This is a genomic window from Anaerostipes rhamnosivorans (assembly GCF_005280655.1).
In the GTDB taxonomy this organism is placed as follows: domain Bacteria; phylum Bacillota; class Clostridia; order Lachnospirales; family Lachnospiraceae; genus Anaerostipes; species Anaerostipes rhamnosivorans.
Genome location: NZ_CP040058.1, coordinates 95,001 through 115,813, shown reverse-complemented (window position 1 = coordinate 115,813; position 20,813 = coordinate 95,001). Strand labels below are relative to the sequence as shown.

Sequence of the window (20,813 nt, the reverse complement as noted above, 5' to 3'; positions counted from 1 at the left end):
AGGTGAATACTTACCGTGACGAAAGAGCAGCTGAACGACATCGTGGTCAGCCTTTTCCATGAGATATCCTATCAGGAGGAAAAGGCTGTCATTACAGAAGAGTTCAAAGACATTTCCAACAAAGAACTGCATATTATCGATGCCATTGGAACCGGCAGTCCGAAGAACATGTCTTCCATTGCAAAAGCTCTGAACATCACGGTTGGTACCCTGACCATTGCCATCAACAGCCTTTTGAAAAAAGGCTATGTGATCCGGAAACGCGGGGAACAGGACCGGAGGATCGTATATATTTCCTTGTCTGACAAGGGAAAAGAGGCCTATGCGCACCACCGTAAGTTTCACCGGGATATGCTGGAAGACGTACTTTCCCGTCTGAATGACGATGACGAACGGCTGTTGATCCGGATCATGGAGTATTTCCGGAATTACTATGAAACAAAGAACAATTAAAAAGGAAGCTGGAACAAAAATGTTCCAGCTTCCTTTTTACTGCATCCCCGTCAGGATCACACTTGCCATAACTCCCGCGAAGGTTGCCAGCAGAGCTCCGGTAAGCGTATATCTCGTCTTCTTTATATGTATTGCTGAGAAGTAGATAGACATTGTATAAAAACATGTCTCTGTGGAGCTTAAAATAATGGATGACAGCACCCCCTGAGTTGAGTCAGGACCAAAATTCTTAAAGATATCCAGAAGGAATCCCGTGGCCGCTGAGGATGAAAACAGCTTTGCGAAGATTACCGGGAGCACGTCCTTTGGTATCCTCAAGAGTTTTCCCACCGGAGTTAATGCAGACACCAGCAGATCCAATGCTCCTGAGGTCCTGAAGATTTGGACTGCCAGAAAAAGCGCAATAAGTGTCGGCGCGATTTCCAGAACCACCTTAAATCCATCCTGAACCCCTTCCAGAAACGGCTGGTACATTTCCTTTTTTGATATCAGTCCATATAAAATAATAACAAACAAAATCAAGGGGATGATAATGCCGGATAGCGATACAATCACATTCACGTCCCGCCTTATTTCTTCATACTATAATATATCCACAAACCCTTGTCCCATATACCTAAAAAAGAAGCAGGCGTTCATCAGCCTGCTTCTCTGCATATACTTCTGTTATTTTTTATACTTCCTTCTTCGTACTACAAACAAGATGATTCCGATTCCTGCTGCCGCAATGGCTGCAAGCAGTGCCGTCTTGGAATTATCTCCAGTACTGGTCACCTCCGTGGCCGTGGTTTCATTTTCAATTACTTTGCTGGAGGTCTTGGATCCTCCGTCTCTGTAATAAGAATCCTCTTCATCCTCAGAGGATGTTGTCTCTGTGTATGTGGTGGAAGATTCTGTTGTACTGCCTCTGTATTCATCGTCATCAGATGCCACATCCAGCATGGTAATATTCTGGATTTCCTCATCTTCACTGACTGTGAACCTGATGTCAGCAGCTTTCTCATAGCCAAACGGAGCTTCAATCTCCCGCAGAATATATTCCTGTCCGACGGCCAGCTTTGCAGTGATCACATGGTCTGTACCGTCAGAGGTCCACTGCTCAACCAGGGTTTCTGCGCCATTGGCTTCAACTTTAAGGATCTGGAGCCTGGCATCCGCCAAAGGTTCCTTTGTTTCACTATCTTGTTTGGAGATGGTAACCTTCGTCGGAACATTCACCACAGAAACCCCTGCCGGAGTTTCCACAGACTCATCGTTGATGGTGAACTCATACTTTGTATCTCCATTCAGGTGATACCCTTCCGGTGCCTTCGTCTCCTGAAAATAGTAATCTCCGAATCTCAGATGTCCACGCTTAAGTGTACCATTCTCATCAGTTTTAAGGCCCTCCTCCAACAGGACTCCATCCTTGGTGTATAGGCTGAATTCCGCTCCTGCCAAAGTCTTTGTCTCATCTTCGCTGTCAAGCTTCTTAAGCTCCACAGAGCCATACTTAGCTTCGTTCTCTGCTGTTATAACGATCGGTGTACTTATGGCTTCATCGTTGATGGTAAACGCATACTTTTTACCGCTGTCCAATTTGAATCCCTCTGGAGCTTTCGTCTCCATGAAATAATAATCTCCGAATTTTAAATAATCATATTTAATTTTACCCTGGTCATCTGTTTTCAGATTCTCAGCAATCAGCGTGCCATCTTTCTTATGCAGACTGAATTCCGCATCCTTCAGCACTTCCGCGGCATCCTCAGAGTTTACTTTCAGAAGTTCCACAGAACCCCTCTTAGCCATATTATCAATCCCCAGCTTAATGTTTAAGGTCCCAGTGCTGTCTGGTTCAAAGCTGTATGTAGTTCCGTCAAATATAATGGCAACTTTGCTCTGCCCTGTCACTTTCTGTCCAATCTCTAACTTAAAATCCTTCGCCGGGAGTTCGTATCCGTCTAAAGTCTGGACTTCTCTTAAATAATAAGTATTTTCATACTTTAAGCCTGCATCAAACGCAATTCTTCCAGTTTCGTCTGTGCGCTTTTCATCACCCACTTTGTTGTTATTGGAATCATACAACTGAAATACTACATTTTCGAGAGGATACGTAGTGCCGGCCTCGTTTTTCTGAACGATGACGCGGATATTGTCACCGGTTAAGCCACTGCTGGCTCCTTCCAGAATAAGCGGGATCTCTTCCGTTGTGGAAGAAACCTCTTCTGCGCTGGCATCCAGAGTGATCGTATTTTTGATCTCCCCGGTGGCTGTGGTAACATCTGTGATAAACTTCATTTGATAATAGTGATCGAGGCTCAAACCATCCGGCAGGGTAAATACGATCTTACCGTCAATGGCGTCATACTCTGCCTCAACGCCTGAAATCACTGTATCCTTATTGCTTTTATCTACCAAACTTACGGAACCCATTCTATATGTAAGTCCTGCGGGAAGATTGTCTGTAAGCTTAGCTTTCTGCTTTGTAAGCACTTTGTGATTCTTGTTGATATCAACAGTCCACTCTACATAGTTTCCTTTTTTGTAGGATGTAGTTTTTTCCACACTCGGAGTAAATGTTACGGTTACGGTACTTTTCGCAGTCAATTCACCGCTGATCTCATCCGCTGCCGCACTGACCGTATTCACGGCTGTGACTGTCTTTTCTTTCGGCTGGTCAGTCGTTGTGCTCAGTGTGATCTTAGAGGCAGATGTAAAAATCTGATCTCCCGGAAAATGGATCACAATCGTTCCATTGTTCTCCTCATAGTATGGCGCCGTTGCGTTTGGATCCTTCGTGAGCACAGTATTTCCAAACTTAAGGCTTCCATCTACGAGAGTATGATGTTCCGGAAGCTTATCTGTCATTACAAAGTTTTGAAATGCCAGACCGTAGGAATTTGCTGTGACCGTCCAGTCATATCTGTCTTCTTTGGCATTATAAGCACCGCTTTTTTTAAGGTCTGTTTTAATGGTCACTGCACCCTGCCCGGAAGTCTCTTTGTCCTTATCCTCCCAGAAAAGCTTGACCTGGTTACTAAACTTTGTCCCGGTATGAGTAGTGCTGTCCCCAATCTGTTTCAGATCAAGATCGCTGGTAATTTTTGTGCGGTATGTGATGGTACACACATTTTTACCCAGATTCTTAATCGTATATTTAATGATGTTGCCCTGGACTACAGGGTCAGTGTAATCCTTACCGCCATAGCTGGCTTTAAAGCTGCCGCTGACATATTCCAAGCCGTCTCCGAGAGTATCTGTAAAGTCGACATTCCCTGTCACATTTTTCGAAGGGTTCTTGTTAATCGTTACTTTCCAGTCGATAAATTGCTTTCCATCCTTATTTACCAGACTGCCAGACTTGTTCAGATCTATTTTTTTCGTTTCATATCCGGGAGTCCAGCCAAATCCATCTTCCCACTCAGTCAACTCAATATTGTTACCGATTGTTATGACTGCGTTATTCTTGGGATTAGAAGAAAGTTCTCCATGGTTTCCCTCTGTATCCAACCAGATCTTATAATAAACATTGGCGGAAGTCTGTTTAGGATCCAGCTTTATTTTCAGGATGTTTGTCTTCTCATCGTAAGTATACTGGTTGATTCCAGGCTCGGAGCCAGAGACCTTTTTGAGGATAATATCCTTATCCCCGTAGTTAACTCTCAGCGTATTCTGTTCTTCATTCAAGTAAGTGCCGGAAGGAAGCTGATCGGAGATCAACACCGGTTCTACAATCCTTCCTCCATTATCATATATCGCTGACAGCTTATACCCAAGCCAGGTTCTGTCCGTTGCCTCATCATATCCCCTTGCACCATTCTCATCTTTTGTCTTAATAAACTGATACTGTGTCGCACGGACAGAAGCTGTGGAACTTGCTTCGCCTTTCTGGTCCGCTGTTTCTATTTTAACAGTATTCGTTATATTATTATTGATTTGGGCAGATCCATTTTGATTGTATTTCATGTCCTCGAAATACTTGTCCGGGATCTTTGTTTTATATGTGACTATATGATCCCCATCTGAAACATCTCCAAATGTATATTCCCACCCCTTTTCCGTCAGTGTGGGATCTGCAGCCGGAGTCCCATCCAGCGTCATGGAGCCGCTGACAAATTCCTGCTCTTCTGGATTCTTAAATGTATCGGTAAGCTTGTATCCCTTCAGATTTTTATCACCTGCGTCCGGAGTCACCGTAACACTCCAGGTGATGGTCTGGTCATCCCGGTTCAGGGTTCCTGACTTTTTCACCTTAGGGCTTTTCTTTGTTACCTCTGGTTCCACATCGGTCTTATATTCTTTCCCATAGCCTTCCAGCTGTCCCAGGTCAAAGATGATCACTTGGTCAACCAGTTTTTCCGCATCCACACTGCACTGGATCTGTATATATCCTTCCACGTTGGATTCTGTCAGCGTCTTCGGAAATGCTACCGTAATCGTATTGTCACTGTGAATGGTCCAGTTCGGGACCTCATCTACCGCTGCCTGCTGGCTCTCATTGAGCTTTCTCGCCGTACCGGTAAGGTTTTCTAAATGAAAAACACTCGGAAGCTTCAGCTTATATGTAGAGCCTCCCTCAATATTTACATTGTTCGGAATCTTAAACTCATAGCGGATCAGAACGCTGCTGTCCTTTGTCACTGGATGAGTGTCAGAAAATGACTCTCCTGTTTTCTGGTCCTTAAACTCAAATTTTGTAAGGAACTTTGTAAAATCTCCGTTTATTATAACAGCGCTTTTGGAAGCTTTACTCTTGTTAACAGCAGTCCTTTTCTTCGTCTCTGCAGTTGAAGCTGTTGCCGCCTTTTGGACTTTTGTGTCAGCCTGTGTTGTGGCCTGAACTTCTGTCGTCTTTTCTGTGGCCGCCGTTGTGGTTTTCTCTGCTTCGGTGACCTGCGTTGTTGACTCTGTACCCTCTGTTGTCATCTGTTCCGTGGTTCCTGTGTTCTGAGCCATCTCTTCTTCCTGCGCTGACAACCCCTTCAGGTGATTGCTTCCCAGGATTGCCGCAACCGTGAACACTGCCACAAAGATCAGTGCCGCTTTTCTTCTTACTTTTCTCTTCTTAAACATAATAGATCCCCCATTTCTCATGATTAACAAAAAAGACTGAAAACCCAATGGATTTTCAATCTACACATAAATAATCATTTATGAGGCAGCTGGCTGCCACGGCTTTACCGCCAAGGCCCTTTAGCTTTGCGTCACTGCTTTTCAGCAGGTTTGCCTATTTACTTGCTACTTTAAGCATATTATGTTTACCAAAATAAGTCAAGTAATTTCCTTACGCATATATGTGCATCACGCCTGCGGAACTATCTTATGGAACAAAAAGGGATGCATTTTCACCAGTTCTCCGGCTTGCTGTCTCAGGGACGTAAGATTTTCTAACTTTCAGCAAAGCCTCTCCGGCGGCCCGTTCGGAACTCGCTGACGCTCAGACAGCCTCACTGCGCAATGCGCACCGCCTACGAGTCTTTACTTCAAGAAGAAAAACTAACGTCCCTTCGAATGCAAGGCCTCCGAACTGGTGAAAATGGACGTAATGTCTGCTGGAGATGGCTGTTGCAAGACAAAAGGCGCCACCTACGATAGTTATTTACCACTATTGGAGGAGCGCATTTCAAAAGCGCGACGGAAATAGTGGTAAATAACTCATACTTATGAAACTGTCCGCCTCAGTAAGTATCCCTTTTCCTGTTAAGTTTTATTATCTGCGTCTTCTCCTTACAAGGATCCATACCGCACCTGCCGCGCCTGCCGCAGCTAAAATGAATAAAGCTGTATAACTTCTGTCTCCAGTTCTGGAAACCTCAGACTCTGTTACAGTGGTCACTGATTCACTGGAAGTCTTAGAGGTCTTATTCTCTTCCTTGTAATAGGAATCTTCTGGTTCTTCATAAGTTGTTGTGGTTGTCGTTGTCTCAGTTGATGATGTCTCTTCCTCGTTGTCTCCATAGTATGGATCTTCCGGTGACGGTTCGTCGTACATCTCGATCTGTTGGAGCTCTCCTCCGGCTTCGACTGTAAACTCTACATCCTCGGCAAGCTCATATCCAAATGGAGCCTCTGTTTCCCGCAGAAAATACGTTTCCCCAGGGATTAGTTTCCCTGTAACCTGATGAGCCTCTTCTGTGGAAGTCCATTCTTCAACGGTCTGCTCTGATCCATCTTCCTGAACCTTGATGATCTGAAGCTTTGCTCCTGAGAGAGCCTTCTTTGTCTGTGCATCTAATTTGAGCACAGCAACCTTTGTCGGGAGATTCTCAGCCTCAACAGTCACCGGAGTCTCCACGGCCTGGTCATTGATCTCAAAAGTATATTTTGTGTCTGCGTCCAGGTTATATCCTTCCGGTGCTTTTGTCTCCTGAAAATAATAACTGCCGAACCTTAAATAATCAAACTGGATCATTCCCTGGGCATCAGTCCTGAGTCCTTGTGCTACCAGTTCACCGTTTTCCTTGTAAATGCTGAACTCCGCCCCTTCCAGTGACTCGGAAGCATTCTCACTGCTAACCTTCTTAAGCAGTACAGAGCCTCTTTTTGCATCGTTGGTTACTGTAAAATCAAAATTTAATGTTCCGTTTTCATCTGTAGTAAACTTGTAATCCTTGCCGTCAAACTGCACAAGGACCTGACCTGAGTCTTTTTCTCCGATGGTCAGCTCATATTCTTTTTGGTCCAGAACATAACCGTCTAACGCTTTTGTTTCTTTCAGATAATAGGTGTTTCCATATTTCAGTCCTGCATCAAAGGCAATCCTGCCCTTTGCGTCTGTGGTCAGAGGAGTTCCCACTTTATCTCTGTTATGATCGTAAAGCTGGAATTCAACCTCTTCCAAAGGAGCCTGATTTTCAGAATCCGTTTTATTGAGGATGAAACGGATATTGTCTCCTGTGAGCCCGCTGTTCATGCCCTGTAAGATCAATGGCACACTGCCGCTGGTAGCTTTTGTCTCTTTGGCACTGGCATCAAATGTGACTGTATTCTTTACATTCTTTGTAGCTGTTGTCACATCTGTGATGAAAACCATCTTATATTGATGGGCCAGATCGACGCCTTCCGGAAGTGTAAACACAATCTTTCCTGATGTTTCATCATAATCTTCAGCTACATCGGCGACTTTTTTATTTCCATCTGTCACATCATAGAGTTTTACAGATCCTTCTCTGTAGACCAACCCCGGCTGGAGTGTGTCTGTCAACTCCGCTTTCTGTTTTGTCAGGACCGCATTATTTTTGTTGATATTGACCGTCCACTCTACAAAGTTTCCTTTTTTATATGATGTTGTCTTTTCTACATTCGGAGTATAACTTACATTTACTTCTGCTTTTGCTGTTAATTCTGATTTAAACTCATCTGCGGATACGCTGACTTCATTTACCGCCTTTACAGATTCCGGTTTTGTCTCTTCTTTTGTCTCATCCGTCTCCGTGCTCAGTGTCAGATCATTCTGGTCCGTAGGCAGCATCAATTCTGGAAAATGAATGATGAGATTGTTTCCGCTCACTTCATAGTACGGCTGTCCCGTGCTTTTCTCTGTCCCAAGAACTGTACTTCCGTACTTGAGGCTTCCTTCCACCAGCTTGTGGCCTTCAGGAAGTTTTTCTGTGACCGTCATGTTATGGATATAAAGACCTTTTGATCTGAGCCAAATGGTCCAGTCAAACTGATCCTTACTGCTGTTATAGCTTCCTTTTTTTGTTACAAATGTCTGGATGTTGACTGTTCCAGTTCCTATAATATCCTGTTTGTTTCCATCCCACTCAAGATACACATGATTCTTAAAAGAGATTGAAGGTGAGCTTCCGTCTGCTTTCTGAGTAAACTGGAGTGCACCGCCTTTGATCTTTGTAGTATACGTGATGGTGCATTTGTTTTTTCCAAGGTCTTTGATCGTATAGTTTAATTCGTTTCCATTTACCTGGACGTTTTTATCATTTTTGCCTTTATAATTTGCATTAAAAGAGCCGTCTACATATTCCAGGCTTTCCGGCAGGACATCTTTAAATTTGATATCTGTATTTACCGTCTTTGTAGGATTTTCATTAATGGTAACCGTCCATTTGATGGTATTATCATTATCCACTCTGGCAAAGGCACCAGATTTTTTAAGTCCGAGTTTGCCTTCCTGATAGCCGACTCCCCAGTTAGAATCTTCCCAATCAGAAATACTCACATGATCACCAACCGTCATCGTTGCCGTATTTCTAATCTTTCCGGCTTTGACTGCCGTCTCTGTAGACAGCCAGATCTTGTAGTTAACAAAGACATCTTTGCCGCTGGCATCGGGATCCAGAGCTATCTTAAATTCTCTTGTTGATTCATTATAAGTATATTCATTCACCTCAAGTGTCTGGCCAGATGCTTTGGTAAGCTTCAATGCTGTGTCTTTGCCATACTGCACGATGAGCTCTCCATCCTTTTCCATTAGGACTGTTCCTTCCGGAAGCTTATCTGTAAGAGTTACAGGGAGCTTCTTGCCCGCTGCATCATAATTGCCTTTTAATTGAAATCCAAGATAGGGTTTCTTTTCTGTTTCATCATATCCTACATTGTTGGATGCACTTTTATTTTTCCAGAACGCATATCTTACAGCCTTCACAGAAGCATTGGCTGAAGCCTCACCTTTTCCATCCTTCGTTTTTATGGTAACAGTGTTAGCAACACCTCCGGATAAATCAGCAGCGCCGCCGCTATTATAATGAATGTCGAAAAACTCATCTGTTAATTTTGTCTTATAGGTAAGAGTGTGCTTTCCGTCACTGACCTTTCCAAATGTATACTTCCATCCATTGTCTGAGACCTCAGGATCTGCTGCCTGGACTCCGTCAAGCTTCATGGAACCTTTTACATAGGACTGATACTTTGCGGTTCCTGTCTGGGCATTTTTATAAAATACGTCGGTAAGTGTGTAGCCCTCCAGGTTCTTATCGGATGCATCCGGTTTTGCCGTGATTGTCCATGTGACAGTCTGGTCCTCTCTGTTTAAGGAGCCTGACTTTGCCACTTCCGGGCTTTTCTTCGTTACTTCCGGTTTATAGTCAGTCTCAAATTCTTCTCCGTATCCCTCAAGCTGTCCCAGATCAAAAATAATGGTCTCGTCTTTTAATTTATCTGCATCAACGCTGCAGTTAATCTCCATGAATCCTTCAATATTAGACTCTGTCAATGTCTTTGGGAATGTGACCATGATAGTAGAGTCACGGTTGACTTTCCAGTTGGGAACGTCTTCTACATTACCCGCCTGCTGTTTATTCAGCTTCTGCGCAACGCCGCCTAAACCATCAAGGTGAAAAACGTTTGGCATCTTCAGGATAAAAGTGGATCCTCCCTGGATTGTTATATCATTGGGGATCTTAAACTCATACCTGATGATCACATTGCTGTCCTTTGTGACAGGATGTGACTGCGAAAACTCTTTTCCTTCATGGTCGGTAAATGCAAATTTAGTTAAATATTTGGTAAAATCGCCGTTTGTCACTGCAGGCTCTGAAGCCTTTTTTACAGACTTTGCGGCTGTTTTTTTCTGAACTGCTGTTACAGATGCAGTGCTCTGCTCCGTGGTGGATTTGGCAGTGCTCTCTGTATTGGCCTTTGGCTCTGCTGTTGTGGCAGACTCCGTGGCTGTTGTAGATACTTCTTCTGTCGCAGAAGAAGCTTCAGATGTAGAAGTGTTTTGATCTGCTGTACTCGCTGTTCCTGTCTCCTGTGCATATACACTGCTAAAAGCGCCGTTTCCTGCAATAAAAGATACAGTCAGCACAAATGTTGCAAGGATCGCAAGACCTTTCCTTACTTTTTTATTCATTTTTATACCCCCATTAATTATATGAAATAAAAAAGACCGAAAATCCTATGGATTCTCAATCTACACATAAATAATAATTTATGAGGCAGCTGGCTGGCACGACTGTACTCCCTATACAATATAGCCCCTATAGCTTTGCGTCACTGCCTTTCGGCAGCTTTGCCTATTTATTTGGTTACTCCCTTTACCCTATTCTCATCATATACAAATTGACGCTATAAATCAAGTGCTTTTTTGAAATTTCTCCATGATCTTTGCAAAAAAGATTCCCACAATGGTTGAACAGAAGGTCGCGATTATAGCGGGGGCAACAATCGCAGTTGGATTTACGCTGCCGTACTGACTTCGGAATACAATGATGTTGACAGGGATCAGCTGCAGGGAGGAGATATTCAAAATTAAAAACATGCACATTTCTCTGGTTGCAGTTCCCTTATGAGGGTTGATTCTATCCAGAGCCTTCATCGCTTTGATTCCTGAAGGCGTGGCTGCCCAGCCCAGTCCCAGAAGATTGGCCACGATATTCGTGCTGATGTATTCTTTCGCTTCCTTATCCCTTAATCTCGGAAACAGCAGCCTTAAAAACGGCGCGATCAGCCTCTCAAGCTTTTTCACCAGCCCGAGAGAAACCGCAACATTCATAATGCCGGACCATACCCCTACAACACCGAACATAAGAATACAGAGTTGTACAGCCTCCTTGGAGGAATCCAGAATCGTGTCTGAAACTGCATTCAGATTGCCGTTAATACTTCCTATTAAGATACCTGCTAAAATTAAGACACTCCATATATAATTGATCAAAGGAAAACTCCTTTTTCTTTCATACTTTATCCTATTCCCTGTGTTAAGGTAATATGCTTCAAAGCCCGGATTTGACAAGCTTTCTGAGGTATGATATTGTTAGGTATAGTAGTTTACTAATTTGCAAGGAGGGAAGCGAATATGAAGAGTACAGGTATTGTAAGAAAGCTTGATGAGCTAGGACGTATTACTTTACCAATTGAGTTAAGACGTAATCTGGATGTGAATGAGAGGGATCCCCTTGAGATCTTCGTTGACGAAGATACCATCATATTGAAAAAGTACAATCCAGCGGACATCTTTACTGGCGAAATGGATGATCTCGTTGAGTACAAAGGCAAAAAAGTTTCAAAAAGTTCTATCATTGAATTAGCCAAGCTTGCTGGTTTAAATGTTGCAGAATAAAATGAAAGATGATATTTAGGAGACATATGAACGTTCATATGTCTCTTTTTAAATTACTGCTCTTTATATTTCAGCAATTCTTGGTACACGTCCCTCTTTCCAACTCCCCGGTCCTTGGCTACCAGCTTCATAGCCTCTTTCTGCGTGTAGCCTCTTTTCATATAGGTTTCCATGTGTTCCATCAAGTCCAATTCCTGATACTGTTCCTGACTTTCTTTCACAATCTCCTGAAAGGTCCTCCCCTGGATCACCAGAACACATTCTCCCTTTACCGGATGCTCACTATAATACGCAATCACTTCTTCTATATTTGAAACAAACGCTGTCTCATGCTTCTTTGTCAGTTCCCGACAGACTGTCATCTTTCTGTTGCCCAATGCGTCATACAGCTCCTCCAGAGTTTTCATCATACGGTGGGGAGCCTCATACAGGATTATGGTTCTTGTTTCATCCTTCAGCTGGCTTAAAACCATAGCCCGTTCCTTTTTATCTGCAGGCAGGAATGCCTCAAAGCAAAACCGTCTGGTAGGCTGTCCTGAAATGATCAGGGCATTGATCAGAGCGCATGCCCCGGGAAGGGCTGTCACTGGAATCCCATTTTCATGACACTGCTTCACCAATTCCTCCCCCGGATCAGAAATCCCCGGAGTCCCTGCATCCGTGATCAACGCGATGTCTTTTCCCTCACTTAAAAGTTTCACAAGGTAACGTGCCTTCTCCACCCGGTTATATTCGTGATAGCTGGTCATTTTAGTCTTAATCTCAAAATGATTCAAAAGCTTGATACTGTGTCTGGTATCTTCTGCGGCAATCAGGTCTGCGTTTTTTAAAGTTTCCAATACCCGGAATGTTATATCTTCCAGGTTACCGATCGGTGTCGCACATAGATATAATGTTCCTGCCATTTAAACCTCCCCTGGCTTCCATCCATAGATCTCGTAAATTTCTTTTGTATACTGGCCCTGTTTTTCATAGATGATCAAAGGCGGTTCCACCTTCATTCTGGATCTTCCGCCTTTCACTGCCTCCAGAAGAAAAATATTAGACTCCTTATCCCTATAGGGATAGACAAAACGGATCCTCTTTGGTTCCAAGCCGTCTTCTCTCAGGCAGTGAAGTATCTCTGCCAGCCGGTAGCTCCGGTGAACTAAAAACAAACTTCCGCTGTGCTTTAAAAGGACCCTGGCAGCCTTTGACACATCCTCAAACTTGCACAGGATCTCGTGTCTGGCTATGGCTTTTGCCCCATTAGGATTCTTGAGTCCATGATCGTCAACCATGTAAGGCGGATTGGATGTGACCACATCAAAACTGTCATGTGAAAAAATCGTAGAAGCCTTGGTAATGTCGCCTTCTACGATCTCAATCTTTTCTTCCAGGCCGTTTGCTGCAGCACTTCTCTCTGCCATCCTGGCCATCTCACTCTGGATCTCCAGCCCTGTGAAATGTCTGCCCGGTGTCTTAGCCTCCAGAAGAATAGGAAGAATACCGGTTCCAGTACCCAGATCCAGTACCTTCCCTCCCCTTTTTACTTTGACAAAGGAGGACAAAAGAACCGCGTCCATTCCAAAACAGAATCCATCTCTTTTTTGAATGATCTGATAACCCTTGATGCCCAGATCGTCCAGACGTTCCCCATCTTGAAGCTCAATTTTCATAATTCTTCTGATTGCCCTTTCCCCGTCTTTTTCTTCCGCCTTTTGGGTGATAGTTCAGGTCATCCAGCTTATACTCAACGATCTCTTTATCCCCATTGTCATCTACTACGATCAGCTTCACGTTCTGCCTTAAGATATTGACTCTCTGTACTTCACCGGTACGGCCGTCCGCAGTTTTCACCACATCCCCGATGTTCGGAAGCTTTTTGTTCAAATATTCGTAAGTCTCCTGCTCGTTTTTCAGACAGCACATCAGACGCCCGCAGACCCCTGAAATCTTTGTTGGATTCAGAGATAGGCTCTGTTCTTTAGCCATCTTAATAGAAACCGGAATAAACTCTGACAGATAAGAACTGCAACACAGTGCTCTACCGCAGATTCCGATCCCTCCCAGCATCTTGGCTTCATCTCTCACACCAATCTGGCGAAGCTCAATCCTTGTTCTAAAGATAGATGCAAGGTCTTTTACCAATTCCCTAAAGTCAACTCTTCCATCTGCCGTAAAATAAAACAACACCTTATTGTTATCAAACGTATACTCTGTAGCTACCAGTTTCATCTCAAGTTTATGTTCACGGATCTTCTGGGTACAGATTGAAAACGCTTCTTTTTCCTTTTTCATATTCTCAAGGGCAGCTTCCCTATCTTCCTTTGTGGCAATTCTCAGCACTGGCTTTAATTCGTCGGAGATAGAATCCTTTTCTACCTTCTTTCTTGCAATGACAACCCTGCCGTATTCCACACCGCGGGCAGTCTCCACAATAACATGGTCACCCTGTTTTATATCGAATTTCTTTGGGTCAAAAAAATATACTTTCCCGGCAGTCCGGAAACGCACCCCAACTACTTCTACCATACTTTTCCATTCTCCTTCATCGTAAGAAGCAACATCTCCATGGTCACTTCAAAATTCACGTTCGCGTTCAGGCGTACTCTGGCCTTTTGTATCTCATCCATGATATGGGTCAGGCCTTCAAATGTAATATAAATCTCCTGTTCCTTCAGCTGGCGGTACTTGTCCTTAAAAATCAGGTGATTGACAGACCCTGTAGTTTTCAGAATCAGCATATCCCTGTACCAGTCTGTCATAATGTCAAGAAAATCATAAATCTGTTCTTTGTATTTAGTCAATGTCTTCAGATAAGAAATCATCTCATGAAGCTCAACATGATGGATATAACCAAGCATCCCCAGTGCCTCATTGAGCATATCGTGAAACTCTTTTGTTGTGGCTACATGGATAGCTTTCCCCAAATTCCCCAATGAAAACGACACTGCGAAATCAACCATGTCCTCATCTGCATCTGTATTCTTTTGCAAATACTCACGGATCTGATCCTCAGGAACCGTTCCCAGTGACATGCATACACACCGTGACAGAATCGTCTCCAAAAGGCGGTCCTTGTTGTTTGTCAAAAGCAGGATCACTGCATACTCCGGCGGTTCCTCCAACGTTTTTAGCAGAGCATTCTGGGCTCCAACATTCATACGGTCCGCATCATCCACAACATAGATCTTATAGTCACTGCTGTACGGTTTAATGCCGATCGTCTCATTAATTCCCTTTCGGATCTCATCCACGCGGATCTCATACTTTTCATGTGTAATGTAAATCAGGTCCGGGTGATTCCCTGTATCCACCTGGCGGCAGGCCGTGCACTCACCACAGCCGTCATGGGATTCACACAGTAACGTTTTGGCAAAGGCCTTCGCCAAAGTCATCTTTCCTGAACCGTCTTCACCATTCAACAGATATGCATGTGAAATCTGCCCGGTCTGAACAGCCTCTTCAAAATGTTGAATAATCTTCTTATGCCCAACCACGTTATCAAAACTCTTCATCGCATCCTCTTCCATCCCTTAATAAGGTATTATTAACTGCTCCCTTTATCTGACGGTGAATCTCCTCTATGGAATTCCTTCCGTCAATCTTAACCATTCTATTCTTATCTCTCTCGGCCAAAAGCCGGTAACCCTCTACAACCTTCTTATGGAATTCCAGCTTCTCTGATTCCATCCGGTCCAGTTCTGCCTGCTTTTTCTTTCTTCCGATGCCAGTCTCAGCATCAATATCCAAAAGAATAGTGATATCGGGCATGGTGCTGCCCACTGCAAACTGGTTGATCTCATATACCAGATCAATTCCCATCCCTCTTGCGATTCCCTGATATACTGCCGAGGACTCAATAAACCGGTCACAGATGACCACTTTTCCCTCCTCCAGAGCAGGCTGTATCACTTCTTCCACCAACTGGGCCCTGGCCGCCGCATATAAAAGAAGCTCCGTCATATGCCCCATGTTTTTGTAATCCTTATTAAGAATGACTTCCCGGATCGCTTCGCTGATAACTGTACCGCCTGGTTCCCTGCATACTATTATATCATACCCTCTCTCCAATAAGTAGCCTCTTAGTAAATCAATCTGTGTAGACTTCCCGGCACCGTCCGGTCCTTCCATTGTTATAAATATTCCCATGTCAAACCCTTTCATCCACTGTATAAATATGCTCCTCATCGAGGCCGATCAGATTCATTTTTTGTTCCCGGTACTTCAGTATTTTCTTTATGGCGTCTCCTGAAATCCTCTCTCCCGGTACGATCACAGGAATACCCGGAGGATACAAAAATACATATTCCGCACTGATCTCTCCGGCTGCCTGCTCTAAGCGTATCCGTTTTCTATCCCTGATTTTTGCCTCATAAGGAGTCAAAACCAACTCATTTATTATATTAAAAGTTTCATGATTTTCTTCAGTATCCTTCAAGCTGCCGTCTATTTCTATCAGTGCACTGCACAGCCGGTCCAATGCCTCCCTTGAGTCACATATGCTGGTCATTGCAATTGCGTACGGGATCTCGGACATCTCCAACTCCATTTTATACTGCATCCTTAAAATATCAAACAACTTTTTTCCGGTCAAATCTGTATTTCCGGTCTGGATCACCAGTTTTCCAGGATCATCTGTTTTCAATAGCTTGAGATGCCTCATTTGGTCCAGCCTTGTCCGAATCTCTTTCAAATTCTGTATATAATCCTCAAAAAGCTGGGGGCTGCCAGCACATTTCCTGACGCAGTAATCAATCGATGCCATTAAAATATAGGATGGACTGCTGCTCTGGAATGTAGTTAAAGCCTGTTCTATTTCTCTTTTTCTTATGCGGCTGCCGCAAATGTGTAAAAGGCCGGTCTGTGTCAAAGAAGGCAAAGTCTTGTGCAGGCTCTGGATTACTGCATCCGCCCCCTGTGAAACCGCGCTTTCCGGAAATCTACTGTGGAATATGAAATGGGCCCCGTGGGCCTCATCTACAATCAGCGGAACGTTACGTTCATGGAGCACTTTGGCAATCCCTCTAATATCTGAAACGATCCCTTCATAAGTGGGAGATACAATTACCGCAGCTTTGATCCCATTTTCCCGGTTGAGAATCTCCCTAACCTGATATGATGTAATACCAGTGCAAATATCCTGTTTAATGTCTGGATATAAGTAGACAGGACGAAGGCCCAGCAGGGATATCGCATGATATACAGACTTATGGCAATTCCTGCTGATTAGAATCTTGTCCCCGTATCTGCAAGCCGCAGTTACAGCCGACAAAATCCCCGCAGTGCTGCTGTTGATCAGGAAATAACTTTCCTTACTTCCATATATATGTCGGACATACTCCATTGATTCTTTAATCATGCCTTCCGGATGATGCAGGTCATCAAAACCAGTGATTTCTGTAGTATCCAGCGCAAAGACGGCATCGCCTTCCATAATAGATTGCTTCTGCCTTTTATGTCCTGGCATATGAAATGGATAAACGTCTTCCTTATTCAGTTGTTTTAATTTATCATAAATAGGATAATTCATATGTTTTATTTAGCCTCATTTTATCCTATTCTATCATAGACACAGAGGAGATTCCAAGACCTTTTTCCTCACGCATTTGTGTGCATCATGCCCGGAGGGCTTTTTTGTTCCATAGAGAGAACTTTCCTATGGAACAAAAAAAAGTCCTGATCATATCAGAACTTTAAGATGCCCAGAGCCGGAATCGAACCAGCGACACGAGGATTTTCAGTCCTCTGCTCTACCGACTGAGCTATCTGGGCAGGTGTATTAACTTAATCAGTCCGTGTACTTAGAATAAAGAAATTCTCTGTTCAAGGCATTTCTGCCTATAAAACATTAAAAATAAATAATTCTGACCATAAATGACCAGCCTTATTTATTTTAATATGTGCACACTTAAATGCAACTGGAAGTTGCGGGGGCCGGATTTGAACCAACGACCTTCGGGTTATGAGCCCGACGAGCTACCAGACTGCTCCACCCCGCGCTAAAATGGTGGGAGAAGGATTCGAACCTTCGAAGGCGTTGCCAACAGATTTACAGTCTGCCCCCTTTGGCCACTCGGGAATCCCACCATACTCATATATTATACCATTTCAGCATAAAACTCAAACATAAAAATGCATTTTATATGCTTCTATGAGAGCCGTTGACCGGACTTGAACCGGTAACCTGCTGATTACAAATCAGCTGCTCTGCCAATTGAGCCACAACGGCTGATAAAAAATGGGACCAATAGGGCTCGAACCTATGACCCTCTGCTTGTAAGGCAGATGCTCTCCCAGCTGAGCTATGATCCCAAATTTATATATAAATCCTTAATAATAAGGAAAAGCGACCCGGATGGGAATCGAACCCACGACCTCCGCCGTGACAGGGCGGCGCTCTAACCGGCTGAGCCACCGGGCCAAATCTTTACAAAAAACAAAAACTAAGAAGTAAGAACCAATACAGTTTTTATTTCTTATGTTTCATTTTTTATGTTGAGATACAAAATATACCTTCAAAACTACATACAGAACCTTTCATCAAACATCTTCCTTACCTTCTTTGGTTAAAGCCTCGACCGATTAGTAACAGTCAGCTCCATACGTTGCCGCACTTCCACCTCTGCCCTATCTACCTCGTCGTCTTCAAGGGGTCTTACTAGATTACTCTATGGGAAATCTTATCTTTAGGGGGGCTTCACGCTTAGATGCCTTCAGCGTTTATCCCTTCCAGACTTGGCTACTCTGCTATGCATTTGGTAATACAACAGATCCACCAGTGGTCCGTCCATCCCGGTCCTCTCGTACTAAGGACAGCTCCTATCAAATTTCCTCCGCCTGCGCCGGATAGGGACCGAACTGTCTCACGACGTTCTGAACCCAGCTCGCGTACCGCTTTAATGGGCGAACAGCCCAACCCTTGGAACCTGCTACAGCTCCAGGATGCGATGAGCCGACATCGAGGTGCCAAACCACTCCGTCGATGTGAACTCTTGGGAGTGATAAGCCTGTTATCCCCAGGGTAGCTTTTATCCGTTGAGCGATGGCAATCCCACGTTATACCACCGGATCACTAAGTCCTACTTTCGTACCTGCTCCACCCGTCGGTGTCACAGTCAAGCCTTCTTCTGCCTTTGCACTCTGCGAATGGTTTCCGACCATTCTGAGAAGACCTTTGAGCGCCTCCGATACCCTTTCGGAGGCGACCGCCCCAGTCAAACTCCCCACCTGACATTGTCCCCCAGCCGGATCACGGCTGTTGGTTAGAAATCCAATACTGCAAGGGTGGTATCCCAACAGCGGCTCCAGAAGGACTGGCGTCCTTCCTTCACAGCCTCCCACCTATCCTGTACATGCAGTACCGAATCCCAGTATCAAGCTGGAGTAAAGCTCCATGGGGTCTTTCCGTCCTGGCGCAGGTAACCAGCATCTTCACTGGTATTTCAATTTCACCGGGTGTGTTGTTGAGACAGTGCCCAAATCATTACGCCTTTCGTGCGGGTCGGAACTTACCCGACAAGGAATTTCGCTACCTTAGGACCGTTATAGTTACGGCCGCCGTTTACTGGGGCTTAAGTTCAGACCTTCGCGATCACTCGCTAAGCCCTCCCCTTAACCTTCCAGCACCGGGCAGGCGTCAGCCCATATACTTCACCTTGCGGTTTTGCATAGACCTGTGTTTTTGCTAAACAGTTGCTTGGGCCAATTCTCTGCGGCCATCTTTCGATGGCACTCCTTCTCCCGAAGTTACGGAGTCATTTTGCCGAGTTCCTTAACAACACTTCTCCCGTCGGCCTTAGGATTCTCTCCTCATCCACCTGTGTCGGTTTACGGTACGGGCGCATAAAAAACAATAGTGGCTTTTCTTGACAGCCGGGGGCCTGGGCTTCCCTACTTTTGTTCGGTCCGCGTCACAGCTTTGCCTTGCATGAGGGATTTTCCTCCCATACGGCTCCTCTGCTTGCGCCAGTCTTTCCATTCCTGGCTCCCATTTCCCTTCTGTGTCCCCACAGTTCTGTTTTTATGCGGTACTGGAATTTCAACCAGTTGTCCATCGACTACGGCTCTCGCCCTCGCCTTAGGTCCCGACTTACCCAGAGCAGATCAGCTTTACTCTGGAAACCTTAGATATTCGGCCGGAAGGATTCTCACCTTCCTCTCGCTACTCATTCCGGCATTCTCTCTTCTAAACAGTCCACCACTCCTTACGGTATGGCTTCATCCCGTTTACAATGCTCCTCTACCAATGTATCAATACATTCCACAGCTTCGGTGTCGTGTTTTAGCCCCGGACATTTTCGGCGCAGGATCTCTCGACTAGTGAGCTATTACGCACTCTTTCAATGTATGGCTGCTTCTAAGCCAACGTCCTAGTTGTCTCTGAAATCCCACATCCTTTTCCACTTAACACGTACTTTGGGACCTTAGCTGGTGGTCTGGGCTGTTTCCCTTTCGACTGTCCAACTTATCTCGTACAGTCTGACTCCCTGGCATCATCTGTATGGCATTCGGAGTTTGATATGTTTTGGTAAGCTTTGACGCCCCCTAGACAATTCAGTGCTCTACCTCCACCAGACTCTTACCAGAGGCTAGCCCTAAAGCTATTTCGAGGAGAACCAGCTATCTCCGGGTTCGATTGGAATTTCTCCGCTATCCACACCTCATCCCCACCCTTTTCAACGGATGTGGGTTCGGTCCTCCACTTCCTCTTACGGAAGCTTCAACCTGGACATGGATAGGTCACCCGGTTTCGGGTCTACCCTCACTGACTTAAAACGCGCTCTTAACGCTCGCTTTCACTTCGGCTCCAGACCTTAAGTCCTTAACCTTGCCAGTACGGGTAACTCGCCGGACCGTTCTACAAAAAGTACGCAGTTCCTCTCAAAAGGAGGTTCCACAGCTTGTAAACATAGGGTTTCAGGTTCTCTTTCACTCCCCTCCCGGGGTCCTTTTCACCTTTCCTTCACAGTACTATGCGCTATCGGTCACTAAGGAGTATTTAGCCTTACGGGGTGGTCCCCGCTCATTCCCACAAGGTTTCTCGTGTCTCGTGGTACTCTGGATTCTGCTAGGGTACTTCTGACTTCGGATACGGGGCTTTCACCCTCTCTGGCCGGCCTTCCCAGGCCGCTCTCCTGTCATACATAATCCCATGTTGCAGTCCGAACCCCAGGATGCACGCATCCTGGTTTGGGCTTTTTCCATTTCGCTCGCCGCTACTTTGGAAATCGAGGTTTCTTTCTCTTCCTCCGGGTACTTAGATGTTTCAGTTCCCCGGGTTCCCCGCGCATGGCTATGAATTCACCATACGCTGACGGAGGAATCCTCCGCCGGGTTTCCCCATTCAGAGATCTGCGGATCAAAGGATATTTGCTCC

12 protein-coding genes, 6 tRNA genes, 1 rRNA gene and 2 riboswitches (1 of these 21 only partly in view) are annotated in these 20,813 nt (G+C 44.8%); of the genes, 2 read left to right on the top strand and 17 right to left on the bottom strand.

Annotated features, from left to right (window positions below; translation table 11 throughout):
- Positions 1–15 precede the first annotated feature (15 nt).
- A complete protein-coding gene (locus AR1Y2_RS00560) occupies positions 16–453 on the top strand; it encodes a MarR family winged helix-turn-helix transcriptional regulator (protein ID WP_137327211.1) in 438 nt (145 codons plus the stop codon).
- A gap of 36 nt (positions 454–489) precedes the next feature.
- On the opposite strand, the gene AR1Y2_RS00555 is transcribed toward AR1Y2_RS00560, so the two are convergent.
- The 4 genes from AR1Y2_RS00555 to AR1Y2_RS00540 form a co-directional block, all read right to left on the bottom strand.
- Positions 490–1,008 carry a spore maturation protein gene (locus tag AR1Y2_RS00555; protein ID WP_137327210.1) on the bottom strand — a complete coding sequence of 173 codons (519 nt, stop codon included), beginning with the start codon at positions 1,006–1,008 and terminating at the stop codon, positions 490–492.
- A 111-nt stretch (positions 1,009–1,119) separates the two neighbouring features.
- Positions 1,120–5,505, bottom strand: coding sequence for a SpaA isopeptide-forming pilin-related protein (locus AR1Y2_RS00550; protein ID WP_175403547.1), 4,386 nt, complete (start codon positions 5,503–5,505; stop codon positions 1,120–1,122).
- 81 nt (positions 5,506–5,586) lie between these two features.
- Positions 5,587–5,670: riboswitch (cyclic di-GMP riboswitch) on the bottom strand.
- A gap of 472 nt (positions 5,671–6,142) precedes the next feature.
- On the bottom strand, positions 6,143–10,243 hold the full coding sequence (locus AR1Y2_RS00545) for an MSCRAMM family protein (protein ID WP_137327208.1): 4,101 nt from the start codon (positions 10,241–10,243) through the stop codon (positions 6,143–6,145).
- A gap of 81 nt (positions 10,244–10,324) precedes the next feature.
- Positions 10,325–10,417: riboswitch (cyclic di-GMP riboswitch) on the bottom strand.
- A 48-nt stretch (positions 10,418–10,465) separates the two neighbouring features.
- Positions 10,466–11,047 (bottom strand): nucleoside recognition protein, encoded by a 582-nt coding sequence (locus AR1Y2_RS00540; RefSeq protein WP_137327207.1) that lies wholly within the window; start codon positions 11,045–11,047, stop codon positions 10,466–10,468.
- Positions 11,048–11,188: 141 nt separating this feature from the next.
- On the opposite strand from AR1Y2_RS00540, the gene AR1Y2_RS00535 reads away from it, so the two are divergent.
- Entirely contained in the window at positions 11,189–11,452 is a 264-nt protein-coding gene (locus AR1Y2_RS00535; protein ID WP_006567976.1) for an AbrB/MazE/SpoVT family DNA-binding domain-containing protein, read from the top strand.
- 53 nt (positions 11,453–11,505) lie between these two features.
- Here the strand turns inward: AR1Y2_RS00535 and rsmI are convergent, their stop codons facing one another.
- The 13 genes from rsmI to AR1Y2_RS00470 form a co-directional block, all read right to left on the bottom strand.
- Positions 11,506–12,357, bottom strand: a complete 852-nt coding sequence (rsmI, locus tag AR1Y2_RS00530; protein WP_137327206.1) for a 16S rRNA (cytidine(1402)-2'-O)-methyltransferase — start codon at positions 12,355–12,357, stop codon at positions 11,506–11,508.
- Complete coding sequence (locus tag AR1Y2_RS00525; RefSeq protein ID WP_137327205.1) at positions 12,358–13,110, bottom strand: tRNA1(Val) (adenine(37)-N6)-methyltransferase; 753 nt, start codon at positions 13,108–13,110, stop codon at positions 12,358–12,360.
- On the bottom strand, positions 13,100–13,966 hold the full coding sequence (locus tag AR1Y2_RS00520; RefSeq protein ID WP_137327204.1) for a PSP1 domain-containing protein: 867 nt from the start codon (positions 13,964–13,966) through the stop codon (positions 13,100–13,102). Before AR1Y2_RS00520 ends, AR1Y2_RS00525 begins: the two co-directional genes overlap by 11 nt.
- A complete protein-coding gene (holB, locus tag AR1Y2_RS00515) occupies positions 13,960–14,952 on the bottom strand; it encodes a DNA polymerase III subunit delta' (protein ID WP_175403546.1) in 993 nt (330 codons plus the stop codon). The genes AR1Y2_RS00520 and holB overlap by 7 nt, the downstream gene beginning before the upstream one ends.
- A complete protein-coding gene (tmk, locus tag AR1Y2_RS00510; protein WP_243118811.1) occupies positions 14,939–15,586 on the bottom strand; it encodes a dTMP kinase in 648 nt (215 codons plus the stop codon). Before tmk ends, holB begins: the two co-directional genes overlap by 14 nt.
- Position 15,587: 1 nt before the next feature.
- Positions 15,588–16,967: an aminotransferase class I/II-fold pyridoxal phosphate-dependent enzyme gene (locus AR1Y2_RS00505; protein WP_137327201.1), complete on the bottom strand. Its 1,380-nt coding sequence runs from the start codon at positions 16,965–16,967 to the stop codon at positions 15,588–15,590.
- A 169-nt stretch (positions 16,968–17,136) separates the two neighbouring features.
- Positions 17,137–17,209: transfer RNA gene (locus AR1Y2_RS00500), tRNA-Phe, on the bottom strand.
- A 153-nt stretch (positions 17,210–17,362) separates the two neighbouring features.
- Positions 17,363–17,436, bottom strand: a tRNA-Met gene (locus AR1Y2_RS00495).
- A gap of 6 nt (positions 17,437–17,442) precedes the next feature.
- Positions 17,443–17,524 (bottom strand) — tRNA-Tyr (locus tag AR1Y2_RS00490).
- A gap of 69 nt (positions 17,525–17,593) precedes the next feature.
- A tRNA-Thr gene (locus AR1Y2_RS00485) sits at positions 17,594–17,666 on the bottom strand.
- A 10-nt stretch (positions 17,667–17,676) separates the two neighbouring features.
- A tRNA-Val gene (locus tag AR1Y2_RS00480) sits at positions 17,677–17,749 on the bottom strand.
- A 35-nt stretch (positions 17,750–17,784) separates the two neighbouring features.
- Positions 17,785–17,858, bottom strand: a tRNA-Asp gene (locus AR1Y2_RS00475).
- Between the two features lie 141 nt (positions 17,859–17,999).
- Positions 18,000–20,813, bottom strand: a 23S ribosomal RNA gene (locus AR1Y2_RS00470) (it continues 84 nt past the right edge of the window).